This window comes from Mycobacterium sp. D16Q16 (assembly GCF_002013745.1).
In the GTDB taxonomy this organism is placed as follows: domain Bacteria; phylum Actinomycetota; class Actinomycetes; order Mycobacteriales; family Mycobacteriaceae; genus Mycobacterium.
Map to the genome: position 1 here is coordinate 436,232 of NZ_MAEY01000001.1, position 22,747 is coordinate 458,978.

Consider the following 22,747-nt stretch of genomic DNA (forward strand, 5'->3'; position numbering starts at 1 on the left):
CTCGATACGCTAAGTTTGCGCCATGACTACCCCGGGCAACGAATCCTCTGGCACCGGTCCCGACGCTTCGTCTGGATACGAGTACCCGTCCCTGGAACAGTCCGCCCCACCGGCCGATGCCGCGTCCACGGCCAGCCAGGTACCGCCGGGCATTCCACCGGCGTGGGAGACCCCCGGAGCCCCGCCGTCCTATCCTGCTTATCCCCCCACGTACCCGACCGCGCAGCCCGGCTATCCCACCGCGCCTCCGCCGTACCCGACAGCACCGCCGGCGTATCCCTCTCAATACGGCCAGGCATATCCCCCGTATCCGTCGGGTCAACCGGGCGCGTACCCGCCACCGGGTTATCCCGCCGCAGGCGGTTATCTCGGATACCCGGCGCCCGGGTACGCCGACCCGTACGGGTACGGCGCATATGGGCAGACCGGCGGCACCAACCCGCTGGCCATCGGATCTCTGATCGCGTCGATCGTCGGCGTCTTCTGCGGCATCGGATCGATCGCCGGCGTCATCATGGGCTTTATCGCGCTCAACCAGCTCAAGACCTCACCGCAGGACGGCAAGGGTGTGGCCATCGCCGGCATCATCATCGGAGCCGCGGTCATTGTGTTCTGGGTGCTGATCATGATCATCGGCATTGCATCGGGCGGCAGCTCTAGCTCGTATTAGCCCGTCGGAGGCTCGAACGGCGGCGCCTGCCGCGCCATCCCCGCGGCACGGCCCTTGCCCGCGATCACCAGCGCCATCTTGCGGCTGGCCTCGTCGATCATCTCGTCTCCCAGCATCACCGCGCCCCGTGCGCCACCCGCGAGCGAGGTGTGCCACTGATAGGCGTCCAGGATGAGCTCTGCCCTGTCGTAGTCCTCCTGGCGTGGGCTGAAGATCTCGTTGCCCGCCTCGATCTGCGCGGGGTGCAGCACCCATTTGCCATCGAAGCCCAGTGCGGCCGAACGGCTCGCCGCGACCCGGAAAGCAGCGACATCGCGGACCTTGAGATAGGGGCCATCGATGGCATCGATTCCCTGCGCCCGCGCCGCTACCAGGATGGTCATCAGCACGTGGTGATACGCCTCGCCGTCATAGCCGGGAGGCTGCTCGCCCACGACCAGGGTGCGCATGCCCAGGCTGGCCATGAAGTCGGCAGGGCCGAAGACCAACGACCGCACCCGCGGGCTGGCCGATGCGATCGCGTCGATGTGGGTGAGTCCTTCGGCGTTTTCGATCTGCGCCTGGATGCCTATCGCGCCCACCTCAAGCCCGTGTGATCGCTCGACCTGCGTCAGCAGCAGATCCAGTGCCGTGACATGCGAGGCGTCCACAACCTTGGGCAGCAGGATGTTGTCGATGCCGGCGCCGGCCCGTGAAACAACCTCCACCACATCGGCATAGGTCCATTCGGTGGTCCAGTCATTGACACGCACCGACCGCAGCTGCCCCGACCATCCCGGCGCGTTCAAGGCATCGACGATGCGCTGGCGCGCCTCTACCTTGGCGGGTGCCGCGACGGCGTCCTCAAGGTCGAGGAAAATCTCATCCGCGGGAAGCGTTTTCGCCTTGTCGATCATCTTCTGGCTGCTGCCAGGGACGGCGAGTGTGGTGCGGCGCGGTCGATAGGTCACAGCTAGCCAGCGTAAAGCGCCCTATACGGTGGCTCGCCTGCCATACCGCTCTTTGGCCTCGGCCGGTGTGACGGTGACCGTACGCACCGGAGCCTTGGCCGCGTGGAAGTCACGCAGGGTCGTCGCTGTCATCGGCAACTTGGCGAATCGCGCAATGGAGTCTTCGATCGCAGGAACGCTGGCGACCGACATGGCTGCCGATACCAACGGCCGGTACGCCACATCGACAATTCCCGGCTGGTCAAATTGGCCCAGTTCCCGCATCCAGCGCGGCAACGTCGCGATGGTCGCCGGAGCCATCAGCCGACTGACCGCCCAGAACCGCAGATTGCTGCCCGACCGCGGGGTGCGCAGAAGGTAATGCATGGCGTGCTGCGCGCGCTCGGAGGTGCACAGCGCGGGGCGCATCTGGGCGAAGTATTCGCGAACTTCGTCACGCGACCGCGGCACGTCCGCCGGATTGACGGTCTGCAGCTCCGCCGCGATCACGCACTCGGACCAGTAACGGTCCTCTTCGGCCTGACTCAACGGCCCGGGCCCATACATCTCGTAGCACTTGAGCACCGAGTGCCACCCTGTGACATGGATCCACAGCTGCGAGGCCGGATCGTTGGCGCTATAGCGCTTTCCCGTCACCGGGTCGATTCCCTTGGAACGCGCATGAACCTTCTGCAGGTGCTCGGAGGCCTCGACCGCGGTCCGTGAATCGGCGGTCGCGACGATGAGGAAGTAGGCGAGGGTCCCATCCATCCGTCCTCGTGGATCCCGATAGATACCCGCCGAATCCGCCACCGCGGCGGCCAGATGGGGCTCGAAATGTTCCAGTACCACTGAGCGCTGGAAACCGATCAGGGCGGTGGGGCTGCTCCACACCTTCCATGTCGGCGAGTCTGGCCCAAAGAATCCATAGTCCTCACGGGGCCGATCGGAGCCAAGTTCCCAGTGGACGGCAACGTCCGGTGCAGCGGTCATGGCTGTAACGCTATCAATTGATTATGTTTACGTCCAGATACTGACTGTAAGTCAGGTTCATCGCGATCCGCCTAGCTTGAGATAGCCACTCGCCCATTTTCCGCGGCGCTTGCCGACCGAACTCGGCATCCTCAGGGGGGATTCGTCGGCGGTCCGCGATTCGCTGGGGTTTGCCCATTTTGCAACCGGACCGTCATCTCGCCGGTATGGTTGCTCCGGTTCACATCGGTCACATCCGTCACGACTGCATACGTCAGAATGGATGCCGACAGATGGGACCCATGCGTAGAGCAGGGGCCCAAGAGATAGGGGCGCGGTGAAGCTTCCGGGTTGGGTTGCGTCGTCGGTGAAACATGCCCGCGACGTGGCGCTACGCGTCACGGGCGCCCCCGTGCCCTGGCTTCGGGTCGGCGGACTCAGCGCCTTGGTGGTTGTCGGCTCGGCCGTGGCGGCCAGCAGTGCACAGGTCAGCGGGCAGGCCGTGGTGCCCGTTCCCGTCCCGCTGGCCTCGGCGGTCTCCGCACAGGCGGATACGGGTCCGCTGAATCTCGTGACCGTGATGCGCCCGCCGACGCAGTACCGCGTGGCGCCGAACGCTGCGATCGCACCGCCGCCACCGGGAATCGTGATGGCCCCTGGGGGACTTGGCATCCCGAAGATCGCATTGGACGCCTACCAGAACGCCGAGCGGATGATGGCCAAGGCCGCACCCGGTTGTGGAGTGAGCTGGAACTTGCTGGCGGGTATCGGCCGGATCGAATCGGGCCACGCCAACAACGGCGCCACCGACGTGAAGGGCCGCGTAGTCCGGCCCATCTATGGCCCGAGCCTGGATGGCACCCTCCCGGGCAACGAGGTCATCGTCGACCATGAGCAGACCCGCACCCAGGGTGCGCAGGTATACGTCCGGGCCATGGGGCCCATGCAGTTCCTGCCGAGCACCTGGAACCACTACGCCTCCGACGGTGACGGCGATGGAAAGGCCGATCCACAGAACGTCTTCGACGCGAGCCTGGCCGCCGCCCGCTATTTATGCAGCGGCGGATTGAATTTGCGGGATCGCTCACAGGTGATGTCCTCCATCCTGCGCTACAACAATTCGGTGGCCTACGCGCAGAACGTGCTCGCCTGGGCCGCCGGCTACGCCACTGGGGTGATCCCGCTCAATCTGCCACCGCTGACCGCCGCCGATGTCGCACCCGAACGCAAGGCCCATCTCGGTGGCGGCGAATCGCGGGGACTCGGGCCGGGTTCGGTGACCGACGTCGCCTCACTCTCCCCCAACGATCCTTTGGCCCAGCTGCCCATCATCACCCCGCTGACACCGGATCGGGCCGCGATGGCGGGCACGCCCGGAGCTGTCGCGCCGGCGCCCGAGGCACCTCAGGCACCGTGCATGTTCTTCTGCGCACCGCCGCCACCGGCCGAGCCCTTCAATCCGTTCGCCCCGCCACCCCCTGCCGAACCGTTCAACCCGTTCGCGCCTGCTCCTGCCCCGCAGCCGTTCAACCCGTTCGCTCCGCCCCCGCCGCCGGTGGAGCTGGGACCGGCCCCCGGACCCGCGCCCGGACCGGCAGCGCCAAAGCCATAAACGGCACGCCCTAGACTCGGGTAGTGACATCCGAGCTCACCACAGCCGTGCGCAGTGCACTCGCCGGGGTAATCGACCCCGAACTTCGCCGTCCCATCACTGAATTGGGGATGGTCAAGGGCATCACGTTCGATGACGCCCACAACGTCGAGATCGGGATCTACCTCACCACCTCCGCGTGCCCAAAGAAGGCTGAAATCTCCGAGCGGGTGACCCAGGCCGCGGCCGATGTCGATGGCGTAGGCACCGTGCGCGTGCTGCTGGATGTCATGAATGACGAGCAGCGCACCGAACTGCGCAAGCAGCTGCGCGGCGACAGCGCCGAGCCCATCATCCCCTTCGCCCAGCCCGGCTCCCTCACTCGCGTCTACGCGGTGGCCTCCGGTAAGGGTGGGGTCGGAAAATCAAGCGTCACAGTCAACCTCGCGGCGGCGATGGCGGCCAAGGGACTATCGGTTGGATTGCTCGACGCCGACATCTACGGCCACTCCGTACCGCGCATGATGGGCACCTCCGACCGTCCCACCCAGGTGGAGCGGATGATCTTGCCCCCGGTGGCCCACGATGTGAAGGTCATCTCGATCGCCCAGTTCACCCAGGGCAACACCCCGGTCGTATGGCGCGGGCCGATGCTGCATCGCGCCCTGCAGCAGTTCCTGGCCGATGTGTTCTGGGGAGACCTGGACGTACTGCTGCTGGACCTGCCTCCGGGTACCGGAGACGTGGCGATCTCGGTGGCACAGCTCATTCCCGGCGCCGAAATTCTGGTGGTCACGACGCCCCAGCAGGCGGCCGCCGAGGTCGCCGAGCGTGCGGGGGCGATCGCGACCCAAACCCGTCAGCGCATCGTCGGTGTGGTCGAGAACATGTCCTGGCTGGTGTTGCCGGATGGCACCCGTATGGAGGTGTTCGGCTCAGGCGGTGGCGATGCTGTCGCCGAGAGCCTGACCCGCGTCGTGGGTACGAAAGTGCCTCTCCTCGGGCAGATCCCGCTGGACCCAGCGGTACGTGAAGGCGGCGACGAGGGACTGCCAATCGTGCTCAGCCAGCCGGATTCGGCGGCCGGTCAGGCACTTCGGGCGATCGCCGACAAACTCTCGACACGCAGCCGCGGACTGGCGGGCATGTCGTTGAACATCGACACCACCCGGCGCAACTAGGTCGCGTCGGCGTCGAATCGGGCCGGACCGGGCTCCGCGGGCTTGGTGAGCTCGGGGTTCACCACCGGCGTAGGCATCGGCTCAGACACTGCCTTCTTCACGTCATCGAGCGGTTTGGTCAGCGAATCGAGCACCGAATCATCGCCGTCCAAAAGGTGTTTGGTGATGACCGCACGCGGAGTCATACCGCGCAGCTTCTGCAGTTCGGCAAGCGGCTTGCGCACATCGTCGAACTCCGGACCAAGCTCCTCACGCAGGGAGGCCGTCGCACCACTGGCGTAGTCACGGACCTTGCGCAACGATTCAGTGGTCCACTGAATAGCCCCCGGAAGCCGCTCGGGACCAAGCACCACGAGCCCCACGACCAGTAGGACCAACAGCTCCCCCCAGCCGACACTGCCGAACATCAGGAACCGTCTGGGCCGGGAGTAACTTTGAGCTCGACGGGACGACCCTGGCGCAGCACCGTAACGGTCGCTTCCTGTCCAATCTTCAACTGCCGCACTGCGACCACAAACTCGTCGGCATCGGCCACCGTGCGGTTACCCACCTTCACGACGACATCGTTCTCCAGCATGCCGCCCTTTTCGGCGGGGCTGCCGGCCTTCACGTTGGCCACCTCGGCGCCGGTGGCGGTCGCATTGCTGACCGTGCGGCTGCTGATGCCCAATGTCGCGTGCACGACCTTGCCGTCACGGATCAGCGTCTGCGCGACGTCGGCGACCTCGTTGATCGGAATGGCGAAGCCCAGGCCACTTGAGCTGTCGCTCAAGGATTTTCCAGCGGTGTTGATCCCGATCACCTGGGACTTCATGTCGATGAGCGGGCCACCGGAGTTGCCGTGGTTGATGGCGGCGTCGGTCTGGAGCGCATCGATCACCGTGTCGGTGTCGCTACCCTCGCCCGAGAGCGGCACCGGACGATGCAGCGCGCTGATGATGCCGCTGGTCACGGTGCTGCGCAGACCCAACGGTGAACCGAAGGCGATGACCTCGGCCCCCACCGCGACCTTGTCGGAGTCACCCAGGCGCGCTACCGACAGGTTGTCGACGTTGTCCACCTTCAACACCGCGATGTCCGTCTTCGGGTCACGACCCACGAGGTTGGCCGGCACCTTCTTGCTGTCGTTGAAGATCACTTCGATCTTGAACTTGCCGGGATTCTTCGCGGCATCGGAAATCACGTGATTGTTGGTGACCACATACCCCTTGGGGTCGATGACAACTCCCGACCCCTGAGCCACCTCATCGTCCGAGCTGGCCTCGATGGTCACCACCGCACCTTTGACCGCGTTGGCGACAGCGGTAAAGCGGGACTCGTCAGGCTGAGTGCTGTCATCGGTAGTCAGCGTGACCTTCGACGTGGTGAAGGCCTGAACCACTTCGGCCGTCTTACGTCCGATAATGCCGCCGACCAGGCCGATCAGCAGTGCGATGACCGCAAGAATGCCGAGCGCCGGAATGGAGACCCGGCCACCGAAAAGAACGTCGCGCACACCCAGCTTCGGGGCGGGCGTGCCGTCCACGGCGATGGGCGCCTTGGTGACCGCGGGCCTGCCCAGCTGAACCTGTGCCGTCGGGTCGCGCCACGGATCCTCGGCGGCGTCCGGACCCTCATCGGCGGCGTTGAGCTTCCCGGCATCGGCGGGATGCCGTTGCAGGGAAGTAGTGGTGTTATCGGGTCGCCCGAAGGCCTGTGCCAGCACCGGATCGGGCGGGCCCACTCGCGGTGTGTACTCCCCCTGGTCCCGGTACTTGTCCAACCCCTGGAACGAACCGGATACCCCCGAAGGACGGCCAAAAGCCCGCTGCGAAGCCGGATCGACGGGCGGCCGGTCAACCGGGCGCGGCGCCAACCGAGGAGCGGTGTCCTGTTTTGCGGTCACCGGCCCACCCTACCGGCGCTTACGGCGACGACGCACCTCATCACTGGCTAACGCGGGCGGCAAGTCGCCGTCATGTGACGGCGGTTGTGGCGATGCCGTCTCGTGCGGGATATGCGGAATCTGGCTGAGCAACCCAAGCAGTGAACCGGGCACCCGGATACCCCCGGAATCACGCAGTGCGCTGCGCGCTTGGCGTTGTGCGTCGATCTCGAGGGCGCATTCGGGGCACATCGACAGGTGGTGCGCCGCCCGGAGGTGCGCGCTCATCCGCAGTTCGCCATCCACGAACGCCGCTATCGCCTCCGTGGACAAATGCTCTGTCGATCCGAACTGGCGAGGCGCACCGACCGGCGCCTCACTCTGCGAGGCGAAAGGGGATGGCAGCCGCGAGAACGACGAGAAACTCGAGAACGCTCGCCGGAACGAGCCGCTATCCACCACGGCAACGCTCCCTTCGGTCCGGAACGGCCGGCGGACTCGTACCGACCTAACTCGAAGATAGCGCGCGAATGTAGTCATTGCGTACCAACCTGCACCAATGGTGTCGTGCGCTATTCGGCGGCCGCGAGCGCGGACGTCGAGGAGCGCGCAGCCAGATGCTCGCGGATCGCCTGCCGGCCGCGGTGAATGCGGCTGCGCACGGTGCCGAGCTTCACACCCAGCGTGGCGCCAATTTCCTCGTAGGACAGACCTTCGATATCGCACAGCACCACGGCGGCGCGGAACTCCGGAGCCAGCGCGTCCAGCGCGGCTTGCAGATCGGCGCCCAGCTGAGCGTCGTGGTAGATCTGCTCGGGATCCGGATCGGTCGCCGGCACGCGGTCGTAGTCCTCGGGCAGCGCCTCCATGCGGATACGTCCGCGGCGACGGACCATGTCGAGGAACAGGTTGGTCGTGATGCGGTGCAGCCAGCCCTCAAATGTGCCGGGCTGGTAGTTCTGCAGCGAGCGGAACACCCTGATGAAGGTTTCCTGGGTCAGGTCCTCGGCGTCCTGCTGGTTGCCTGACAGACGGTAGGCCAAGCGGTACACGCGGTCGGCGTGCTCACGAACCAGCTCATCCCAAGACGGCATGGCTGCCAGATCTCCGGTGGCATCGAATACCGCGGTCCCGGATAGTTCTGCGGGATCGATGACCTCGACAAAGTCGGTGTATTCGGCCGAGTCGCTGATGTGCGTGAGCGAAATCGCGTGTTCCTCCTGTTCGGTTGTGGCGGCCTCACCCACGATGGCGAGACTGTCAGCCTGCTCAACCCGGAGGCCAGGGGTGTTATTCCCGGCGTGGGCCTCTGCGGCGGGGCGCGTTTTCAGGATGGATCGCGACATAGCAATGACCTTCTACTACCGAGGTGTGGGTCACGTATGAGCCAACTTAACTCTTCCTGAGAAAGCGGTCTCGATCCGATCTCACTAGGGGTTCCGGAACAGGAAAACGCCCCGATCGGTCACGAGTCCGGCGTGTCGCGGGACATATCCACTCCCGCTCGACAGGATCGAATCGTGACCAGCAGCGCAGACCGATCCCGCGTCGAGGCGATGGTCAGCCACGCCGAGGGCGCCATCTCCGAAGACGAAATCGTCGCCGCCGCCCGGGAGCGTGCCGTTGACCTGGGCGCGGGCCCGGTTACGCCCGCGGTTGGCGCACTCCTGAGTGTCTTCGCACGCCTTTCGGGCGGCAAGGCCGTCGTCGAGGTCGGCACGGGCGCGGGAGTCAGCGGCTTGTGGCTGCTTTCAGGAATGCGCGAGGACGGCGTGCTGACCACCATCGACGTGGAGCCCGAGCACCAGCGCAGTGCCAAACAGGCGTTCTCGGAGGCGGCCATCGCGCCGTCGCGCACCCGCCTCATCGGCGGTCGTGCCCAAGAGGTGCTGCCCCGGCTGGCCGACGAGTCGTATGACCTGCTCGTCATCGACGCGGTGCCTGCCGATCAGCCCGAGTTCCTGGCCGGGGGCATTCGGCTCCTGCGCCCGGGCGGAGCGGTCGTCATCCACGGGGCATCCGCAGGGGGGCGTGCGGGCGATCCGGGGGCCAATGACCCCGATGTGGTCGGCGTCCGCGAGGCCGCGCGCATCATCGCCGATGACGGCAGGTTTACCGCGGTGCTGATCCCGCTGGGCGACGGCCTGCTCGCCGCCACCCGCGACTGACGTCCCAGCCCGATACACCGCGTTCGGCGCGGACCTCGCATCGATGACGCAGAAACCGTAGTTTTCGGCGCTGGCTGAGCACCGTTTTCGTCACGACACCCATTCTCGAAGGGATGGTGCTTGACGCTGGACTGAACGCATGTTTAGTGTACTAAACATGCGTTCAGTCGATGACCTCACCGCCGCCGCCCGCATCCGGGACGCCGCCATCAAGTTGTGGGGCGAGCAGGGGCTGAACACCAGCGTGCGAGCGATCGCCGAAGCCGCGGGAGTGAGCCCCGCACTGGTCATCCATCACTACGGATCCAAAGACGGGCTCCGGCAGGCAGTCGACGAATATCTGCTCGAGTACATCCGCTCGGAGAAATCGCGCACGCTGACCTCCAACGACCCCCAGGTCTGGCTCGACGCGATCGACGAGATCGAGACATTCGCGCCGATGGTCAGGTACCTGCTGCTCAGTGTGCAATCGGGCGGAGAGCCCGGCCGTGCATTTCTTCAGCGCTCCATCGACGACGCCGAGGCATACCTGGACGACGGGGTACGCGCGGGCACCATCAAGCCGAGCCGCAATCCCAAGGGCAGGGCGCTGTGGGTGTCCCTGAACGGCCTGGGCGCGCTGGCGATCTACGTGCAGATGTACCCCGATGACGACCTGGGCACCATCTTGCGCCGCTACTCCGATGAGCTGATCTTCCCCGCCATCGAGATCTACACCGAAGGCCTGATGACCGATTCCACCATGCTCGATGCCTTTGCAGCGCAACAGAAAAACTCTCGCAACGGAGGAGATTCGAAGTGATGTACCCCAACCTCGCCGTCGAAATTCGCGGCCTCTCGAAGTCCTTCGGGAAGACCAAGGCGCTCGACGGGCTCGATCTGTCGGTCGCCCACGGCGAAGTGGCAGGATTCCTCGGGCCCAATGGTGCGGGGAAGTCCACCGCCATCCGGGTGCTTCTCGGCCTGCTGCGTGCGGACGCCGGCTCGGTACAGCTGCTCGGCGGCAATCCGTGGGTCAACGCCGTCGATCTCCATCGGCTCATCGCCTACGTACCCGGTGATGTCACCTTGTGGCCCAACCTCACCGGCGGGCAGGCGATCGACTTCCTCACCAGAATGCGCGGCACCGAACATATTTCACTGCCGAGACGCAACGAACTCATCGAGCGCTTCGAACTCGATCCCACCAAGAAGGCGCGCACCTATTCCAAGGGCAACCGCCAGAAGGTGGCGCTCATCGCCGCGTTCAGCTCCGACGCCGAGCTGTTCATTCTCGACGAACCGACATCGGGCCTGGATCCCCTCATGGAGACGGTTTTTCAAGAGTGTGTGGCCGAAGTGGCCTCGCGAGGCTGCGCTGTGCTGCTCTCGAGCCACATCCTGGCCGAGGTGGAGAAGCTCTGTCATCGGGTGACCATCGTGCGCGCCGGGCGCACCGTCCTGTCCGGATCGTTGGCCGAGCTACGCCATGTCATGCGAACGTCTGTGACGGTACGCACACTGGCGAATCCCTCTGGTCTCAAAACGATTCCACAGTTGCGCGACCTCACGATCGGTGGCAATCGGGCCTCCTTCACGGTGGATCGCAGCGACCTGGACCGCACTATGGAACAGCTGGCAAGCCTGGGAATCGTCGATCTCACGGTGGCACCGGCATCGCTCGAAGAACTCTTCATGCGTGAGTATCAGGGGGTGACGCGGTGAATACCGAGTTCGCGACCCTCCCCATTCGCCAGCCGATTTCGGACGGCAGCCCACGACACCCATTGGCCGGAACCGGCACCCTGATCTTGTTGGCACTGCGTCGCGATCGATTCCGGATCTGCATGTGGGTTGGCTGGCTGACCCTGCTGATGACCTACACGCCGCTGGCGTTCACGTCGATGTATCCGACATCCGCCGACCGGATGGCGCGAGTCACGATGATGAAGACCCCGGCCGGGATCATCATGGGCGGCCCGAATTTTGGTGTCAACGAGACCGATATCGGTGTCATGGTCGCCAACGAGCTGATGACCGTCATGATCGCCGCCGCCGCCATCATGTCCATCTTGACCGTCATCCGGCACACCCGCGCCGAAGAGGAATCCGGTGGCGCCGAGCTGGTGATGTCCGCGGTGATCGGCCACCAAGCACGCACCTACGCGGCACTCATCGTGGTGGGCCTGATGAACGCAGTCCTGGCCCTGGCCATGACGGTCGCACTGTCCGCCGCGGGATTCGATGTCGCCGACACTCTCGGAATAAGTCTCGGAATCTCCGGAGCCTCCATGGTTTTCGCGGGAATCGCGGCGGTCACCTCGCAGTTGTGGCGGACCTCCCGCGCAGCCAGCGGCGTCGCGATGGCGGCGCTCGCAGCGGCTGTTGTGGTTCGTGGCCTCGGTGACATCATCGACAACACGGGCAGCGCACTGAGTTGGTTCTCACCGTTGGCCTGGGCACAGCAGATGCGACCGTTCGTCGACCTGCGCTGGTGGCCCTTCCTCTTGCTGGTGAGCACCACCCTGGCGCTCATGCTCACCGCCCACGTGCTCGAAGGGCGTCGCCAGTACGACGCAGGAGTACTGCCCTCGCGCGGCGAAAACGCCAATGCCCCCGAGATCACCTCCGTGTTCGGACTCAATCTGCAGTTGCAACGCGGGTTGCTCACCGGATGGGCTGCCGGAATTTTCTTGGCCGGTATGGCATTCGGATCGATGGCCAAGAGCCTGCGGGATTCGATCGATACCAACCCGCTACTTGCCCGCGCATTCCAGGCACACGGTCTGGACAGCATCTTCGCCACCTTTAACCAGGTGCTCGCCATCGCGATCACCGCGTATGTGGTCTCGGCAATCGTCAGACTCGCCAAGGATGAACAGTCGGGTATCGCCGAGTCGGTGCTGGCGCGCGCGGTATCGCGCTGGAACTGGCTGTTATCCGCGGTCGCGGTGACGGTGCTGGGTAGTGCGCTTCTCATGCTGATCGCCGGTCTGGGCAGTGGGCTCGGCGCGGCTTCCACATTGCACGATCCGGAGGTGGTGTGGCGCCTCACCCTTGCCGCGCTGGCACAGATTCCCGCCCTGCTGGTGGTCGCCGGCATCGCCGCGATCGCGGTTGCGTTGCAGCACAGCTGGATTGGCTGGCTGGTGGTGGCAATCTCCGTGGGCATGCTCTATGCCGGAATACTGCAGCTCCCGGCCTGGATGGTGAAGCTGTCCCCGGTGATGCGGGTCAGCGCACCCGTCGAGTATCCGTGGCTCACCATGGTCGCCCTCATGGTGATTGGTGTCGGGCTCACCACTGCCGCGGGAGAGATTTACCGCCGTCGTGACGCGATCTGAGAAAGGAATATCATGAAAACTGGTGTACAAGCTCTTCTTTCGGGAATCATCGGCCTCGCCGTCTTTGCCGCGGCACTGTTTTGGCCCGCGGGAACATTCAACTATTGGCAGGCGTGGGTCTTCTTGGCGATCTTCGTCATCAGCTCCACGGTCTCCTCGATCTACTTGGCCAGAACCAATCCCGAGGTGCTGCAACGTCGTCTCCATGGTGGCCCCACCGCAGAGACTCGCCTGGTACAGAAGGTCGCGGTCACTGTGCTGCTGAGCTCGTTCGTGGCTCTGGTTGTGGTGAGCGCCTTCGATTACCGGTTCGGTTGGTCGCACGTGCCGACCTGGCTCGTCATCGTCGGGGAGGTGTTGGTCATCGCCGGATTGGGTGCCGCCACCTTGGTGGTGGCGCAGAACAACTACGCGGGCGCGAGCATCACCGTCGAGTCCGGACAGACCGTCACCTCAACCGGGCTGTACGGGCTGGTTCGCCACCCCATGTACACAGGTTCCCTGGTGATGATGGTGGGCATGCCGTTGGCGCTGGGGTCGTATTGGGGCCTACTGGCAGCTATCCCTGCCGCTGCCTCACTGGTCATCCGAATCCTCGACGAGGAGAAGATGCTGCGCCACGACCTTCAGGGCTACGACGAATACACCGAGAAGGTCCGCAGCCGTCTGGTGCCACTGGTCTGGTGACGGGACGGCCGGGCTCGCGCCCGGGACACTAGATCCAGACGCCCTTACCGACGGCGACGACGCCGCCCGCACTGACGTTGAATCGCTCGCGGTCGCGGTCGATGTCGACACCAACCTGTTCTCCGACACCGACAACCACGTTCTTGTCCAGAATCGCGTGCCGGACCACCGCACCGCGGCCCACCCGCACCCCGGGCATCAGCACGCTGCCCTCGACAACGGCGCCGTCGTCGACGACGACATTCGAGGACAGCACCGAGTTGCGCACCGAGCCCGCCGAGATGATGCTCCCGGCACCCACCACCGACTCCTGCGCGGAACCGCCGTTGACGAACTTGGCGGGCGCCAGGTTCTCCGACTCGCCGCGGATGGGCCAGCGCCGGTTGTACAGGTTGAACACCGGATGCACCGATACCAGGTCCATGTGCGCGTCATAGAACGCGTCGAGGGTCCCGACATCGCGCCAGTACGCGTGGTCCCGCTCGGTGGCACCGGGCACCAGGTTGGTATTGAAGTCGTACACCGCGGCCCGCCCCTCGGCCACCAGCCGGGGAATGATGTCGCCGCCCATATCGTGATCGGAATGATCGTCCTCGGCGTCGACACGAATGACGTCGACGAGTTCCTTGGTGGTGAAAATGTAGTTGCCCATCGACACGAACGCCGCGTCCGGATCGTCCGGCGTGCCCGGAGGATCCGCCGGTTTTTCAATGAACTCCCGAATCCGGCCGGTGTCGTCGGCATCGATGCAACCGAAGGCGCTTGCCTCCGTGCGCGGCACCCGGATTCCCGCCACCGTCACCGCCGCACCGCTGTCGATGTGGAAGTCGAGCATCTGCTCGGGATCCATCCGGTACACGTGGTCCGCACCGAACACCACGATGTACTCGGGGTCCTCGTCGAAGATCAGGTTGAGCGACTGGTGGATGGCATCGGCACTGCCGGTGTACCAGCGCGGGCCGAGCCGCTGCTGGGCAGGAACAGGCGTGATGTACTCCCCCGCCAGACCCGACAGCCGCCAGTTCTGCGAGATGTGCCGATCCAGCGAGTGCGACTTGTATTGGGTCAGAACGCAAATACGCAAGAATCGCGCGTTGACCAGGTTGCTCAGCACAAAATCGATGAGCCGATAGGCACCGCCGAAGGGCACCGCCGGTTTCGCACGATCGGCGGTCAGCGGGTAAAGCCGCTTGCCTTCACCGCCGGCAAGCACGATCCCCAGAACGTGTGGCGATGCCCTCATAGCAATCAACCTATCGGCACTCGGCAGAAGCGGCCAGCGGTACACCCCCGGCGGGCCTGCGGTCGTCGGGGCCACCTACTACGGTCGTGGCATGACCGACCGTCTTCTCGCACGCGGCTCATCTCGGACGCGGGTGGCAATGATGACGCGCGAGTACCCACCTGAGGTGTACGGCGGGGCCGGGGTCCACGTCACTGAGTTGGTGGCTCAGCTGCGCACACTGTGCGATGTCGACGTGCACTGTATGGGCGCACCGCGCGACGGCGCCTTCGTGCATCGGCCCGACCCCGCATTGGACGGCGCCAACCCCGCCCTGACGACCCTGTCGGCTGATCTGGTGATGGCTGCCGCGGCTACCGGCTCAACCGTGGTGCATTCGCATACCTGGTACACGGGCATGGCAGGACATCTGGCCAAGCTGCTGTACGGCATTCCGCACGTGCTGACCGCGCATTCCCTGGAACCCCGCCGTCCGTGGAAGGCTGAACAACTCGGCGGCGGATACCGCGTGTCGTCGTGGGTGGAACACACCGCGATACACGCTGCTGACGCCGTCATCGCCGTCAGCAGCGGCATGCGCGAGGACATCATCGCGACCTATCCCGATCTGGATCCCAGCCGGATCCACGTGGTGCGCAACGGAATCGACACCACAACCTGGTACCCGGTTGATCCGGCCGAGGCGATCACGCAACCGGGATCGGTGCTGGCCGAACTCGGTGTGGATCTGGGGCGCCCGATTGTCGTGTTCGTCGGGCGGATCACGCGGCAGAAGGGACTCGCGCACTTGGTGGCGGCCGCACACCGGTCCTCCCCCGAGGTGCAGCTGATCTTGTGCGCGGGCGAGCCGGACACCGCCGAGATCGCCGAGCAGGTCACCGGTGCCGTCACCGAGCTGGCGGCGGTGCGGCCCGGAGTGCACTGGATACGCGAGTTCCTGCCAGCACCCAAACTGCGGGAAGTGCTTTCCGCGGCAACGGTTTTTGTGTGCCCATCGATCTACGAACCGTTGGGCATCGTCAACCTTGAGGCCATGGCGTGCGGTACGGCGGTCGTGGCGTCGCGCGTCGGCGGGATACCCGAGGTGGTTGCCGACGGCGTCACCGGAACATTGGTGGCATACGAGAGCAGCGAAGCCGCGGCGTTCGAGGCAGGCCTCGCCGACGCGGTCAACGCATTAGTCGCAGACCCCACCCGCGCCACCAAGTTCGGTAACGCGGGCAGAGCGCGGTGTATCGAAGAGTTCTCGTGGGCGCACATCGCGGAGATGACGCTGCAGATCTATCAAAAAGTCTGCAGCTAGCGCCCAAAGGCTGGGGCTAGCTGGTGACGTTCTTGAGTTCGTCGCCGAGTGCGGCGGCCTCATCGGGGGTCAGCTCGACCACCAGGCGACCGCCACCTTCCAGTGGCACGCGCATGACAATCCCGCGCCCCTCTTTCGTAGCCTCGAGAGGACCGTCGCCTGTTCGGGGCTTCATGGCCGCCATCGTGTGCTCCCTCCAAATTCCAGCCAAGGGTGTTCGGCATCTCCGACCATTGTTCCCTATCTGAGCTGCCGTTTCACTGGACCATTCTTCCCTATCGCGGACATCTGGGGACAGCAGACCCTCAACTGGGCCTTCCGGAGGGGGCAGTATCGGCTCGCGGAACCCAGCAAGAACGCACGTGATCGTCCACCATCCCGGTGGCCTGCATCAGGGCATATGCCGTGGTAGGGCCCACAAAACGAAATCCCCGGCGTTTGAGTTCTTTGGCCATCGCCGTGCTCTCGTCGGTGACTGCCGGCACGTCGGAAAGACGCTGCGGCCGGGCGCGGCGTTTCGGCGCAAACGACCACAGCAGATCCGAAAGATCGGTGTCCAGATCGAGGACAGCGCGCGCATTGGATATCGCCGACTCGATCTTGGCGCGGTTACGCACGATCTCGGCATCGGCCATCAGCCGCGCCACGTCCTTGTCGCCGTAGCGGGCGATTTGCTCGGGTATGAAGCCGTCGAACGCGCGCCGGAAGCCCTCGCGTTTGCGCAGGATGGTGATCCACGCCAGCCCGCTCTGGAAGGCCTCCAAGCACAGCCGCTCGAACAGCGCGTCACGCCCGTGCAGCGGGCGTCCCCACTCGTTGTCGTGGTAGTCGGTGTACAACGTGGACCCGGCCGGATCCACGGCCCAGGAACAGCGTGCAGGTTCCTTACTCGGCATTTGCTTCGATGGTCACTCGGGTGCCCTGCACCTCGTCGAGCTCGGCGCGCAGTTCGTCGATCTGGCGGGCGAGCCGGTCCAGCACCCAATCGACCTCGCTGGCCTTGTAGCCGCGAAACACCAGCGAGAACTTGACGGCGTCCACATCGGCACCCGTCACCGTTTCGGCGGGCAGGACGGTGGCGGTGGTGCCCGTGGGCAGCGGCGGCAACTCCTCGCCGCGACCGAACAGCGTCGCGCCCAGCACAAAAAGCACGGCGGCAACCGCGATGAGAACCAGCAGATACGTCAGTGCGAACGTCACGACACCGATCTTGCCAGCGAGGTCCGACATCCGGGCCTAGCGTGGGGCCATGACCTCCTGGCAAGGGTTCACGCGGCAGGCTCCGAGGATCGCCGGCGTGTTCACCCGCCGCCACGACGCGACGCGCAATCTGTGCTTCCTCTCGACGCTGCGGCGCAGCGGTGCCCCGCGGATCAGCCCGATGGAACCTCGCATCTTCGAGGGCAGGCTGATCGTCGGCGGCATGCCCGGTACCGCCAAGCTCGCCGACCTTGCCCGTGACCCCCGTTTCGAGCTGCACACGGCCACCACCGACACGCACGTCAGCGAGGGCGATGCCAAGGTCTGGGGCACGGTGCACGATGAGCAGGATCTCGCCCTGCACGCCGCGTTCGCCGAGCATCTCTATGCCACCATCGGATTCGATCTGCGCGGAAGACGGTTCGCGCCGTTCTACGTCGCCGACATCCAGGGCGCTTCCGCGGTCCGGGTCGACGACGGCCACATGATCATCACCGTGTGGTCACCCACCGACGGTGAGCGCGAGATCCAGAAGAGCTGAGGGTCAGCGCAGGGTGTTCATCGGCGGGCGGTCCTCCAGCGACACCGTGGAGCTGCGCGGGGTGAACCCGTCACCATCGGCGAAGAACTGGGTGATGCCCACCCCGGAGTCCGGAATTCCGCAGCGCGAAAGCATGCTCGCCATCACCTGCCGGCTCATCACTCCGAGTTCGACCAGCGGCCGATTGCGGTGGCTGCGCACACCCAGATTGACCTGAGCGATGGCGTTGAGCCCGAGACGGTCGTAGGTGTCGATGAGCAGCCCGATCTCGACCCCGTATCCGGGTGCGAAGGGCACCGAGGACAGCAGTTCACGCGTGCCCGCGTATTCGCCGCCCAGTGGCTGCACCACACAACTCAGCTCGGGCCGCAGTGCGGCGAGCATGGGTCGGGCCACCAGCTCGGTCACCCGGCCGCCACCGTTGGCGTCCTCGGACCCGCTCACCTTCAGCGGACGCCGATAGAAGCCCTTCACAAGGTGCACACCCTGCCCCAGCAAGAGAGGGCCGAGCAGATGCGGCACGAACATCGGGTCGGGGTCGATGAGGTCCGAGTCGACGAACGCGATCACGTCGCCCGTCGTTGCGGCCACCGATCGCCACAGCACCTCGCCCTTGCCCGGATTGGGCGGCACCTCGGGCAGCGCTTGCTCACGGCTGACGACGCGCGCACCCGCGGCCACCGCCCGGATCGCGGTGTCATCGGTGGAGCCTGAGTCGAGGACTATCAGCTCGTCCACCAGACCACCCAGCAGCGGGCTGATGGTGTCGACAACCGCAGCGACCGTCTCCTGCTCGTTGAGCGCGGGCAACACCACCGACACGGTGCGGCCCTTCTTCGCAGCGATGAGCTGCTCGACGGTCCAATCGGGCCGGTTCCAGCTGTGGGTGTCCAGCCAGCTCGGGTCGATACCAACCACTCCGTCAAGTTGATGGGTCATGCCAACCCCCTCACTGTTCGCGCCGGAGGGCGGGTCCCGACGATGGAGCCCACCATTTCCAGCGTGCGGCGTGTGGGGCCGACTTCATGCACCCGGAACATGCGGGCACCGGCCGCCGCCGCCAGCGCGGTAGCGGCGAGAGTGCCCTCGAGTCGTTCCGTCAGTCCCACACCAAGAGTCTCCCCGATGAAATCCTTGTTGCTCAACGCCATCAACACGGGCCACCCGGTATTAACGAGATCGTTTACGTGGCGCAACAAAGTGAGCCCGTGGAAGGTGTTTTTGCCGAAGTCATGCGTGGGATCGATCAGTATCGAGTCCTTCGATACCCCCAGAGCCACCGCACGCTCGGCAGACGCGGTCACTTCGGCGATGACCGCCTGGACCACACCGTCCACTTCAGCCCCGTAGTTCACCCGGAACGGCCGGGTGCGCGGCACCGCACCACCGGTATGCGAGCACACCAGTCCGGCGCCGTGGGCCGCGGCCACCGCGGGTAGCTCGGAGTCGACTCCCGCCCAGGTGTCGTTGATCAAGTCCGCGCCCGCCGCACAGGCCTTTTCCGCGACCTCGGCACGCCAGGTGTCAACGCTGATCAGCAGGTCGGGGTGGGCACCGCGCACCCAATCGATGAAGGGCACCACGCGCGCGATCTCCGCCTCGGCGTCGACGGTCTCGCCCGGGCCCGCCTTGACGCCACCGATATCGACGACATCCGCGCCGTCGTCTACCGCTTTGTGCACGGCAGACTGGGCGGCCTCGTCAGTGAAGGTGGCGCCGCGGTCGTAGAAGGAGTCCGGAGTGCGGTTGACGATCGCCATGATGAGGGCACGATCGGTGCGGACCTCTCGTCCACAAAACGTCTCGCGCACGCCCTCATTGTGCAGGCCAAGGCCCCTGCGGCTGCGCCGAGTGTGAAACCTAGGCGAGATTTCCTGCTATTTCCCGCCTACGTTTCACACTCGGCAAACGAAATGACTTGCGGGCCTGAGCAGTATGGGCGTATGGGCGAGCATCGATTCCTGGTCACCGGGTCCTCGGGCCATCTCGGGGAGGCGCTGGTCCGCACGCTGAGTAGATGCGGCGCCGACGTCGTCGGCCTGGACATCGCGCCCGGGTCTGCCACGGACATCGTCGGGTCGATCGCCGACCGCGCGGTCGTCAGCGAGGCAATGGCGGGGGTGACATCGGTGCTGCATACCGCGACCCTGCACAAACCGCATGTGGGATCGCATACCCGGGCCGACTTCATCGCGACCAACATCGAGGGCACGCTCGCGCTCCTGGAAGAGTCCGTCGCCACGGGCGTGAGCAGCTTTGTCTACACCAGCACCACCAGCGCATTCGGGCATGCCCTGGTCGGCGCAGGTGAGGCTGCCTGGATCACCGAGGACGTGACACCGGTACCCAAGAACATCTACGGCGCCACCAAAACGGCCGCGGAAGACATCGCGCATGTGGTGCATCAGGAGAGCGGCCTGCCGGTCATCGTGCTGCGCACCTCACGCTTCTTTCCCGAACAAGACGACAGCGACGCGGTGCGGGCGCGTTACCCGCACGCGAATGCGAAGGTCAACGAATACCTCTATCGGCGGGTGGATCTGGCCGACGTTGTCGAGGCACACCTGCTGGCGGCCGATCGCGCACCCGCTATCGGCTGGGCCACGTACGTCGTTTCGGCGACGACGCCGTTCTGCCCCGCCGATGCCGCGCAGTTGCGCACCGACGCTCCCGGCGTGGTGGCTCGGCACTTCCCCGAGCAGCCCGACCTGTACGCGGCGCGGGGCTGGTCCATGTTCCCGGCGATCGATCGCGTCTACGTCAACACCAGGGCACGCGACGAACTCGGCTGGCGCCCACGATACGACTACCGGCACGTACTCAATTGCCTTGCCGCCGAAGCTGATTTTCGCAGTCCGTTGGCGCGCGAGATCGGTTCGAAGGGTTACCACGACGAGCCGACCGGCGTCTACACCACGAGCTAGCCGGCGGCCGAGATCTCCACGTACCTGGCCAGAAAGGCCTTCTCGTCAAGCCGCTTGCGCCGCATCCAGCTGGTCACTTCCGCATTGCATTTACTCGCGTTGCAGGACGCACAGGCAGGCACGACGTTGGAGCGGGTATAGCGGCCTCCGCGCGAGATCGCTTGCACGCAGTCGCGCTGCAGCGCGGTTCCGGTTGCGCCGCAGTAGGCGCAACCACCCCACGCCTCCACCAGAGTCGACCACTGCTCTTCGGTGAGGTCGTTGTCGGCAAGCTTCACCCGACGTTGACGGCGCCGCGACGCGCGCACCCGACGACTGACTCCCACCGTGAAACAGTAACTCCTCGAGCACCTATCCCCTGGGACGTTGCCCGGAGGCGAGCTCGGCGGTGTACTCCGGATAGAACGGCACGTAACCCTCGCTGCGACCGGCCAACACATACAGCGGATCGGTCACGGCGTCGCCGTATGCTTCGTTGCGCAGCTCCACCTTGCGACTTTTGAAGGTCACGGTGTGCTCAAGGCTGTCCACGATCCTGACGAACAGCGGCAGCGCATAACCCGGCAGGCTCTTGAAAGCCAACTGGCCCAACCTTTCCGGATCGAACGCCGCCTCACCGTGGAGCTTGACGGCGGCCATCCCGGCACGGCCGTCGCATCCCGGTACCTCGACACCGAAAACCGTCGACTCCTCGATCGCATCATCCTGGTCCAGCGCCGCCTCGACTTCGGTGGTGGCGACATTTTCACTCTTCCACCGGAAGGTGTCACCCAGCCGATCACCGAATGCGGCATGACGCCATCCCAGGTCCCGCAGCAGATCGCCGGTGTTGAACCAGACATCACCCTTCTTGAAGGCGTTGCGCACCAACTTCTTTTCGGTTGCCTTCGCATCGGTGTAGCCATCGAAGGGTGCCAGCGACGTCACCTTGCTCAACAACAGACCCTGCTCGCCGGTACCGACCTTGGTCAGGAAGCCTTTCGCGTTGCGGGCGGGTTCGCCGGTTTCCACGTCGTACTTGACGAAGGCGATCGGCGAGGGGCAGATGCCCACCGTGCGATCGATGTTGAGCACGTTGATGAATCCGGTGTTGGCCTCACTGGCCGAATACAATTCGCTGATCTGCCGGACCCCGAACCGTCGGCTGAACTCACCCCACAGCTCCGCCCGCAGACCGTTGCCCACCATCACGCGAACCTTGTGCTGACGATCAACGGGTTTGGGGGCCTGGTTGAGCAGGTAGCGGCAGAGCTCCCCGATGTAGATGAAACCTGTCGCGCGGCTGGCGATGAGCTCATCCCAGAAACGTGAGGCCGAGAACGACCGGCCGATGGCCAAGGTCGCGCCGGTGGTCAGCGTGGAGCCGACGGCCACCGTGAGCGCGCTGTTGTGATAGAGCGGCAGACAGCTGAAGAAGACCTCAGAGGGGCGCAATCGCAGTGTCACACTGCCGAATCCGGCGGCGGCACGCAGGTATCGGTAGTGCGTCATCACACTCGCCTTGGGCAGCCCGGTGGTCCCAGAGGTACAGATGTACAGGGCCTTGTCGCTCGCCCGCACCTCGGCAGTGGCCGGCGGATTCGCCGCCGAGGCACCCTGCGCCAACGCGCCGAACTCGTCGACCGTGAACAGCGCGGCGACCTGCACGCCGCAGTCCCGCACCGCCGGAACGAATTCGGAATCAGCGAGCAGAACCTTGGCATCGAGCAAGCCGATGCTGTGAGCCAGCACGTTATCGCGCTGGTTGAAATTGAGCATGCCGGCCACCGCACCCAGCTTCACGGTCGCCAACATCAGCAGAACAACCTCCGGCGAGTTGCGCAGCATGATGCCGACAACGTCACCGCGACGCACACCCTGGGCGGCCAGGGTGTGCGCATACCGGTTGGCTATCTGGTTGGCTTCCCGGTAGGTGATGTCCTTGCCCTCGAACCGCAGGAATACCCGGTTGGCATGTTTGGCGGCGCTCTCGGCGAAGACGCTGCCAATGGAGGTGCGAGCGCCCGGCGTCGCCCTGGCGGCACTGAGCAGCCCCCGCACGATGATCGGCAGATCCGGTAGCAGCGCAGGCAATCTGACCAGCACATCGGCCAGTTCCACTCGTTCGCGGGCTGCAGCAGGAATGTCTTCGCGCACCACCATGTGTCCTCC

General features: G+C 65.2%; 25 protein-coding genes. 11 read left to right on the forward strand and 14 right to left on the reverse strand.

Annotated elements, in window-relative coordinates:
* Window positions 1-22: 22 nt before the first annotated feature.
* Window positions 23-670: a DUF4190 domain-containing protein gene (locus B4394_RS02040; RefSeq protein WP_078309600.1), complete on the forward strand. Its 648-nt coding sequence runs from the start codon at window positions 23-25 to the stop codon at window positions 668-670.
* On the opposite strand, the gene B4394_RS02045 is transcribed toward B4394_RS02040, so the two are convergent.
* Window positions 667-1,620 (reverse strand): HpcH/HpaI aldolase/citrate lyase family protein, encoded by a 954-nt coding sequence (locus B4394_RS02045; protein WP_078313974.1) that lies wholly within the window; start codon window positions 1,618-1,620, stop codon window positions 667-669. The two genes, B4394_RS02040 and B4394_RS02045, sit on opposite strands and share 4 nt — an antisense overlap.
* 21 nt (window positions 1,621-1,641) lie before the next feature.
* On the reverse strand, window positions 1,642-2,592 hold the full coding sequence (locus tag B4394_RS02050) for an oxygenase MpaB family protein (RefSeq protein ID WP_078313975.1): 951 nt from the start codon (window positions 2,590-2,592) through the stop codon (window positions 1,642-1,644).
* 316 nt (window positions 2,593-2,908) lie between these two features.
* On the opposite strand from B4394_RS02050, the gene B4394_RS02055 reads away from it, so the two are divergent.
* Both B4394_RS02055 and B4394_RS02060 read left to right on the forward strand, forming a co-directional pair.
* Window positions 2,909-4,183, forward strand: coding sequence for a lytic transglycosylase domain-containing protein (locus B4394_RS02055; protein ID WP_078313976.1), 1,275 nt, complete (start codon window positions 2,909-2,911; stop codon window positions 4,181-4,183).
* A 23-nt stretch (window positions 4,184-4,206) separates the two neighbouring features.
* Window positions 4,207-5,343: an Mrp/NBP35 family ATP-binding protein gene (locus B4394_RS02060; protein WP_139359861.1), complete on the forward strand. Its 1,137-nt coding sequence runs from the start codon at window positions 4,207-4,209 to the stop codon at window positions 5,341-5,343.
* Here B4394_RS02060 and tatB read toward each other — a convergent pair.
* The 4 genes from tatB to sigE all read right to left on the reverse strand — a co-directional run bounded on the left by tatB (window position 5,340) and on the right by sigE (window position 8,553).
* The gene (tatB, locus tag B4394_RS02065) at window positions 5,340-5,750 is read right to left on the reverse strand and encodes a Sec-independent protein translocase protein TatB (RefSeq protein WP_078309607.1); all 411 of its coding nucleotides are present in this window, start codon (window positions 5,748-5,750) and stop codon (window positions 5,340-5,342) included. The genes B4394_RS02060 and tatB overlap by 4 nt on opposite strands.
* Window positions 5,750-7,228 carry a serine protease HtrA gene (htrA, locus tag B4394_RS02070; protein ID WP_078313977.1) on the reverse strand — a complete coding sequence of 493 codons (1,479 nt, stop codon included), beginning with the start codon at window positions 7,226-7,228 and terminating at the stop codon, window positions 5,750-5,752. Before htrA ends, tatB begins: the two co-directional genes overlap by 1 nt.
* Window positions 7,229-7,237: 9 nt before the next feature.
* Window positions 7,238-7,669, reverse strand: coding sequence for an anti-sigma E factor RseA (gene rseA, locus B4394_RS02075; RefSeq protein WP_078309610.1), 432 nt, complete (start codon window positions 7,667-7,669; stop codon window positions 7,238-7,240).
* 110 nt (window positions 7,670-7,779) lie between these two features.
* Window positions 7,780-8,553 (reverse strand): RNA polymerase sigma factor SigE, encoded by a 774-nt coding sequence (gene sigE, locus B4394_RS02080; protein WP_078309612.1) that lies wholly within the window; start codon window positions 8,551-8,553, stop codon window positions 7,780-7,782.
* A gap of 132 nt (window positions 8,554-8,685) precedes the next feature.
* Here sigE and B4394_RS02085 point away from each other — a divergent pair, with 132 nt between their 5' ends.
* From B4394_RS02085 to B4394_RS02105, 5 genes are all read left to right on the forward strand, one after another.
* The gene (locus B4394_RS02085) at window positions 8,686-9,375 is read left to right on the forward strand and encodes an O-methyltransferase (RefSeq protein WP_502688509.1); all 690 of its coding nucleotides are present in this window, start codon (window positions 8,686-8,688) and stop codon (window positions 9,373-9,375) included.
* A 157-nt stretch (window positions 9,376-9,532) separates the two neighbouring features.
* A complete protein-coding gene (locus B4394_RS02090) occupies window positions 9,533-10,177 on the forward strand; it encodes a TetR/AcrR family transcriptional regulator (RefSeq protein ID WP_078313978.1) in 645 nt (214 codons plus the stop codon).
* A complete protein-coding gene (locus B4394_RS02095) occupies window positions 10,174-11,079 on the forward strand; it encodes an ABC transporter ATP-binding protein (RefSeq protein WP_078309617.1) in 906 nt (301 codons plus the stop codon). The genes B4394_RS02090 and B4394_RS02095 overlap by 4 nt, the downstream gene beginning before the upstream one ends.
* Complete coding sequence (locus tag B4394_RS02100; RefSeq protein WP_078313979.1) at window positions 11,076-12,698, forward strand: ABC transporter permease; 1,623 nt, start codon at window positions 11,076-11,078, stop codon at window positions 12,696-12,698. Before B4394_RS02095 ends, B4394_RS02100 begins: the two co-directional genes overlap by 4 nt.
* A gap of 12 nt (window positions 12,699-12,710) precedes the next feature.
* The gene (locus B4394_RS02105) at window positions 12,711-13,385 is read left to right on the forward strand and encodes a methyltransferase family protein (protein WP_078313980.1); all 675 of its coding nucleotides are present in this window, start codon (window positions 12,711-12,713) and stop codon (window positions 13,383-13,385) included.
* 28 nt (window positions 13,386-13,413) lie between these two features.
* Here the strand turns inward: B4394_RS02105 and glgC are convergent, their stop codons facing one another.
* Window positions 13,414-14,628 carry a glucose-1-phosphate adenylyltransferase gene (gene glgC / locus B4394_RS02110; RefSeq protein WP_078313981.1) on the reverse strand — a complete coding sequence of 405 codons (1,215 nt, stop codon included), beginning with the start codon at window positions 14,626-14,628 and terminating at the stop codon, window positions 13,414-13,416.
* A gap of 91 nt (window positions 14,629-14,719) precedes the next feature.
* On the opposite strand from glgC, the gene glgA reads away from it, so the two are divergent.
* On the forward strand, window positions 14,720-15,931 hold the full coding sequence (gene glgA, locus B4394_RS02115; protein ID WP_139359863.1) for a glycogen synthase: 1,212 nt from the start codon (window positions 14,720-14,722) through the stop codon (window positions 15,929-15,931).
* A 16-nt stretch (window positions 15,932-15,947) separates the two neighbouring features.
* On the opposite strand, the gene B4394_RS02120 is transcribed toward glgA, so the two are convergent.
* The 3 genes from B4394_RS02120 to B4394_RS02130 form a co-directional block, all read right to left on the reverse strand.
* Window positions 15,948-16,115, reverse strand: a complete 168-nt coding sequence (locus tag B4394_RS02120) for a DUF3117 domain-containing protein (protein ID WP_005059648.1) — start codon at window positions 16,113-16,115, stop codon at window positions 15,948-15,950.
* 121 nt (window positions 16,116-16,236) lie between these two features.
* The gene (locus B4394_RS02125) at window positions 16,237-16,827 is read right to left on the reverse strand and encodes a DNA-3-methyladenine glycosylase I (protein WP_078309625.1); all 591 of its coding nucleotides are present in this window, start codon (window positions 16,825-16,827) and stop codon (window positions 16,237-16,239) included.
* On the reverse strand, window positions 16,817-17,131 hold the full coding sequence (locus tag B4394_RS02130; RefSeq protein ID WP_139359916.1) for a DivIVA domain-containing protein: 315 nt from the start codon (window positions 17,129-17,131) through the stop codon (window positions 16,817-16,819). Before B4394_RS02130 ends, B4394_RS02125 begins: the two co-directional genes overlap by 11 nt.
* Window positions 17,132-17,180: 49 nt before the next feature.
* Between B4394_RS02130 and B4394_RS02135 the strand changes: the two genes are divergently transcribed.
* Window positions 17,181-17,672: a pyridoxamine 5'-phosphate oxidase family protein gene (locus B4394_RS02135; RefSeq protein WP_078309629.1), complete on the forward strand. Its 492-nt coding sequence runs from the start codon at window positions 17,181-17,183 to the stop codon at window positions 17,670-17,672.
* Window positions 17,673-17,675: 3 nt separating this feature from the next.
* On the opposite strand, the gene B4394_RS02140 is transcribed toward B4394_RS02135, so the two are convergent.
* Together B4394_RS02140 and folP are read right to left on the reverse strand one after the other, a co-directional pair.
* Window positions 17,676-18,611, reverse strand: a complete 936-nt coding sequence (locus tag B4394_RS02140) for a glucosyl-3-phosphoglycerate synthase (RefSeq protein WP_078309630.1) — start codon at window positions 18,609-18,611, stop codon at window positions 17,676-17,678.
* Window positions 18,608-19,432, reverse strand: coding sequence for a dihydropteroate synthase (folP, locus tag B4394_RS02145; protein WP_286141891.1), 825 nt, complete (start codon window positions 19,430-19,432; stop codon window positions 18,608-18,610). Before folP ends, B4394_RS02140 begins: the two co-directional genes overlap by 4 nt.
* 183 nt (window positions 19,433-19,615) lie before the next feature.
* Between folP and B4394_RS02150 the strand changes: the two genes are divergently transcribed.
* Window positions 19,616-20,596, forward strand: coding sequence for an NAD-dependent epimerase/dehydratase family protein (locus tag B4394_RS02150; protein ID WP_078313983.1), 981 nt, complete (start codon window positions 19,616-19,618; stop codon window positions 20,594-20,596).
* Here B4394_RS02150 and B4394_RS02155 read toward each other — a convergent pair.
* Both B4394_RS02155 and fadD6 read right to left on the reverse strand, forming a co-directional pair.
* Window positions 20,593-20,922: an HNH endonuclease gene (locus tag B4394_RS02155; RefSeq protein WP_139359864.1), complete on the reverse strand. Its 330-nt coding sequence runs from the start codon at window positions 20,920-20,922 to the stop codon at window positions 20,593-20,595. The two genes, B4394_RS02150 and B4394_RS02155, sit on opposite strands and share 4 nt — an antisense overlap.
* Before the next feature lie 25 nt (window positions 20,923-20,947).
* Entirely contained in the window at window positions 20,948-22,738 is a 1,791-nt protein-coding gene (fadD6, locus tag B4394_RS02160; protein WP_078309642.1) for a long-chain-acyl-CoA synthetase FadD6, read from the reverse strand.
* Between the last annotated feature and the right edge of the window lie 9 nt (window positions 22,739-22,747).

Excerpts from the sequence above, each read along its gene's own strand:
- B4394_RS02040 (WP_078309600.1), top strand. The coding sequence starts at position 23 with ATGACTACCCCGGGCAACGAATCCTCTGGCACCGGTCCCGACGCTTCG.
- B4394_RS02050 (WP_078313975.1), bottom strand. The coding sequence starts at position 2,592 with ATGACCGCTGCACCGGACGTTGCCGTCCACTGGGAACTTGGCTCCGAT.
- tatB (WP_078309607.1), bottom strand. The coding sequence starts at position 5,750 with ATGTTCGGCAGTGTCGGCTGGGGGGAGCTGTTGGTCCTACTGGTCGTG.
- sigE (WP_078309612.1), bottom strand. The coding sequence starts at position 8,553 with ATGTCGCGATCCATCCTGAAAACGCGCCCCGCCGCAGAGGCCCACGCC.
- B4394_RS02090 (WP_078313978.1), top strand. The coding sequence starts at position 9,533 with ATGCGTTCAGTCGATGACCTCACCGCCGCCGCCCGCATCCGGGACGCC.
- B4394_RS02105 (WP_078313980.1), top strand. The coding sequence starts at position 12,711 with ATGAAAACTGGTGTACAAGCTCTTCTTTCGGGAATCATCGGCCTCGCC.
- glgC (WP_078313981.1), bottom strand. The coding sequence starts at position 14,628 with ATGAGGGCATCGCCACACGTTCTGGGGATCGTGCTTGCCGGCGGTGAA.
- glgA (WP_139359863.1), top strand. The coding sequence starts at position 14,720 with ATGACCGACCGTCTTCTCGCACGCGGCTCATCTCGGACGCGGGTGGCA.
- B4394_RS02120 (WP_005059648.1), bottom strand. The coding sequence starts at position 16,115 with ATGGCGGCCATGAAGCCCCGAACAGGCGACGGTCCTCTCGAGGCTACG.
- B4394_RS02125 (WP_078309625.1), bottom strand. The coding sequence starts at position 16,827 with ATGCCGAGTAAGGAACCTGCACGCTGTTCCTGGGCCGTGGATCCGGCC.
- B4394_RS02135 (WP_078309629.1), top strand. The coding sequence starts at position 17,181 with ATGACCTCCTGGCAAGGGTTCACGCGGCAGGCTCCGAGGATCGCCGGC.
- B4394_RS02140 (WP_078309630.1), bottom strand. The coding sequence starts at position 18,611 with ATGACCCATCAACTTGACGGAGTGGTTGGTATCGACCCGAGCTGGCTG.
- folP (WP_286141891.1), bottom strand. The coding sequence starts at position 19,432 with ATGGCGATCGTCAACCGCACTCCGGACTCCTTCTACGACCGCGGCGCC.
- B4394_RS02150 (WP_078313983.1), top strand. The coding sequence starts at position 19,616 with ATGGGCGAGCATCGATTCCTGGTCACCGGGTCCTCGGGCCATCTCGGG.
- fadD6 (WP_078309642.1), bottom strand. The coding sequence starts at position 22,738 with ATGGTGGTGCGCGAAGACATTCCTGCTGCAGCCCGCGAACGAGTGGAA.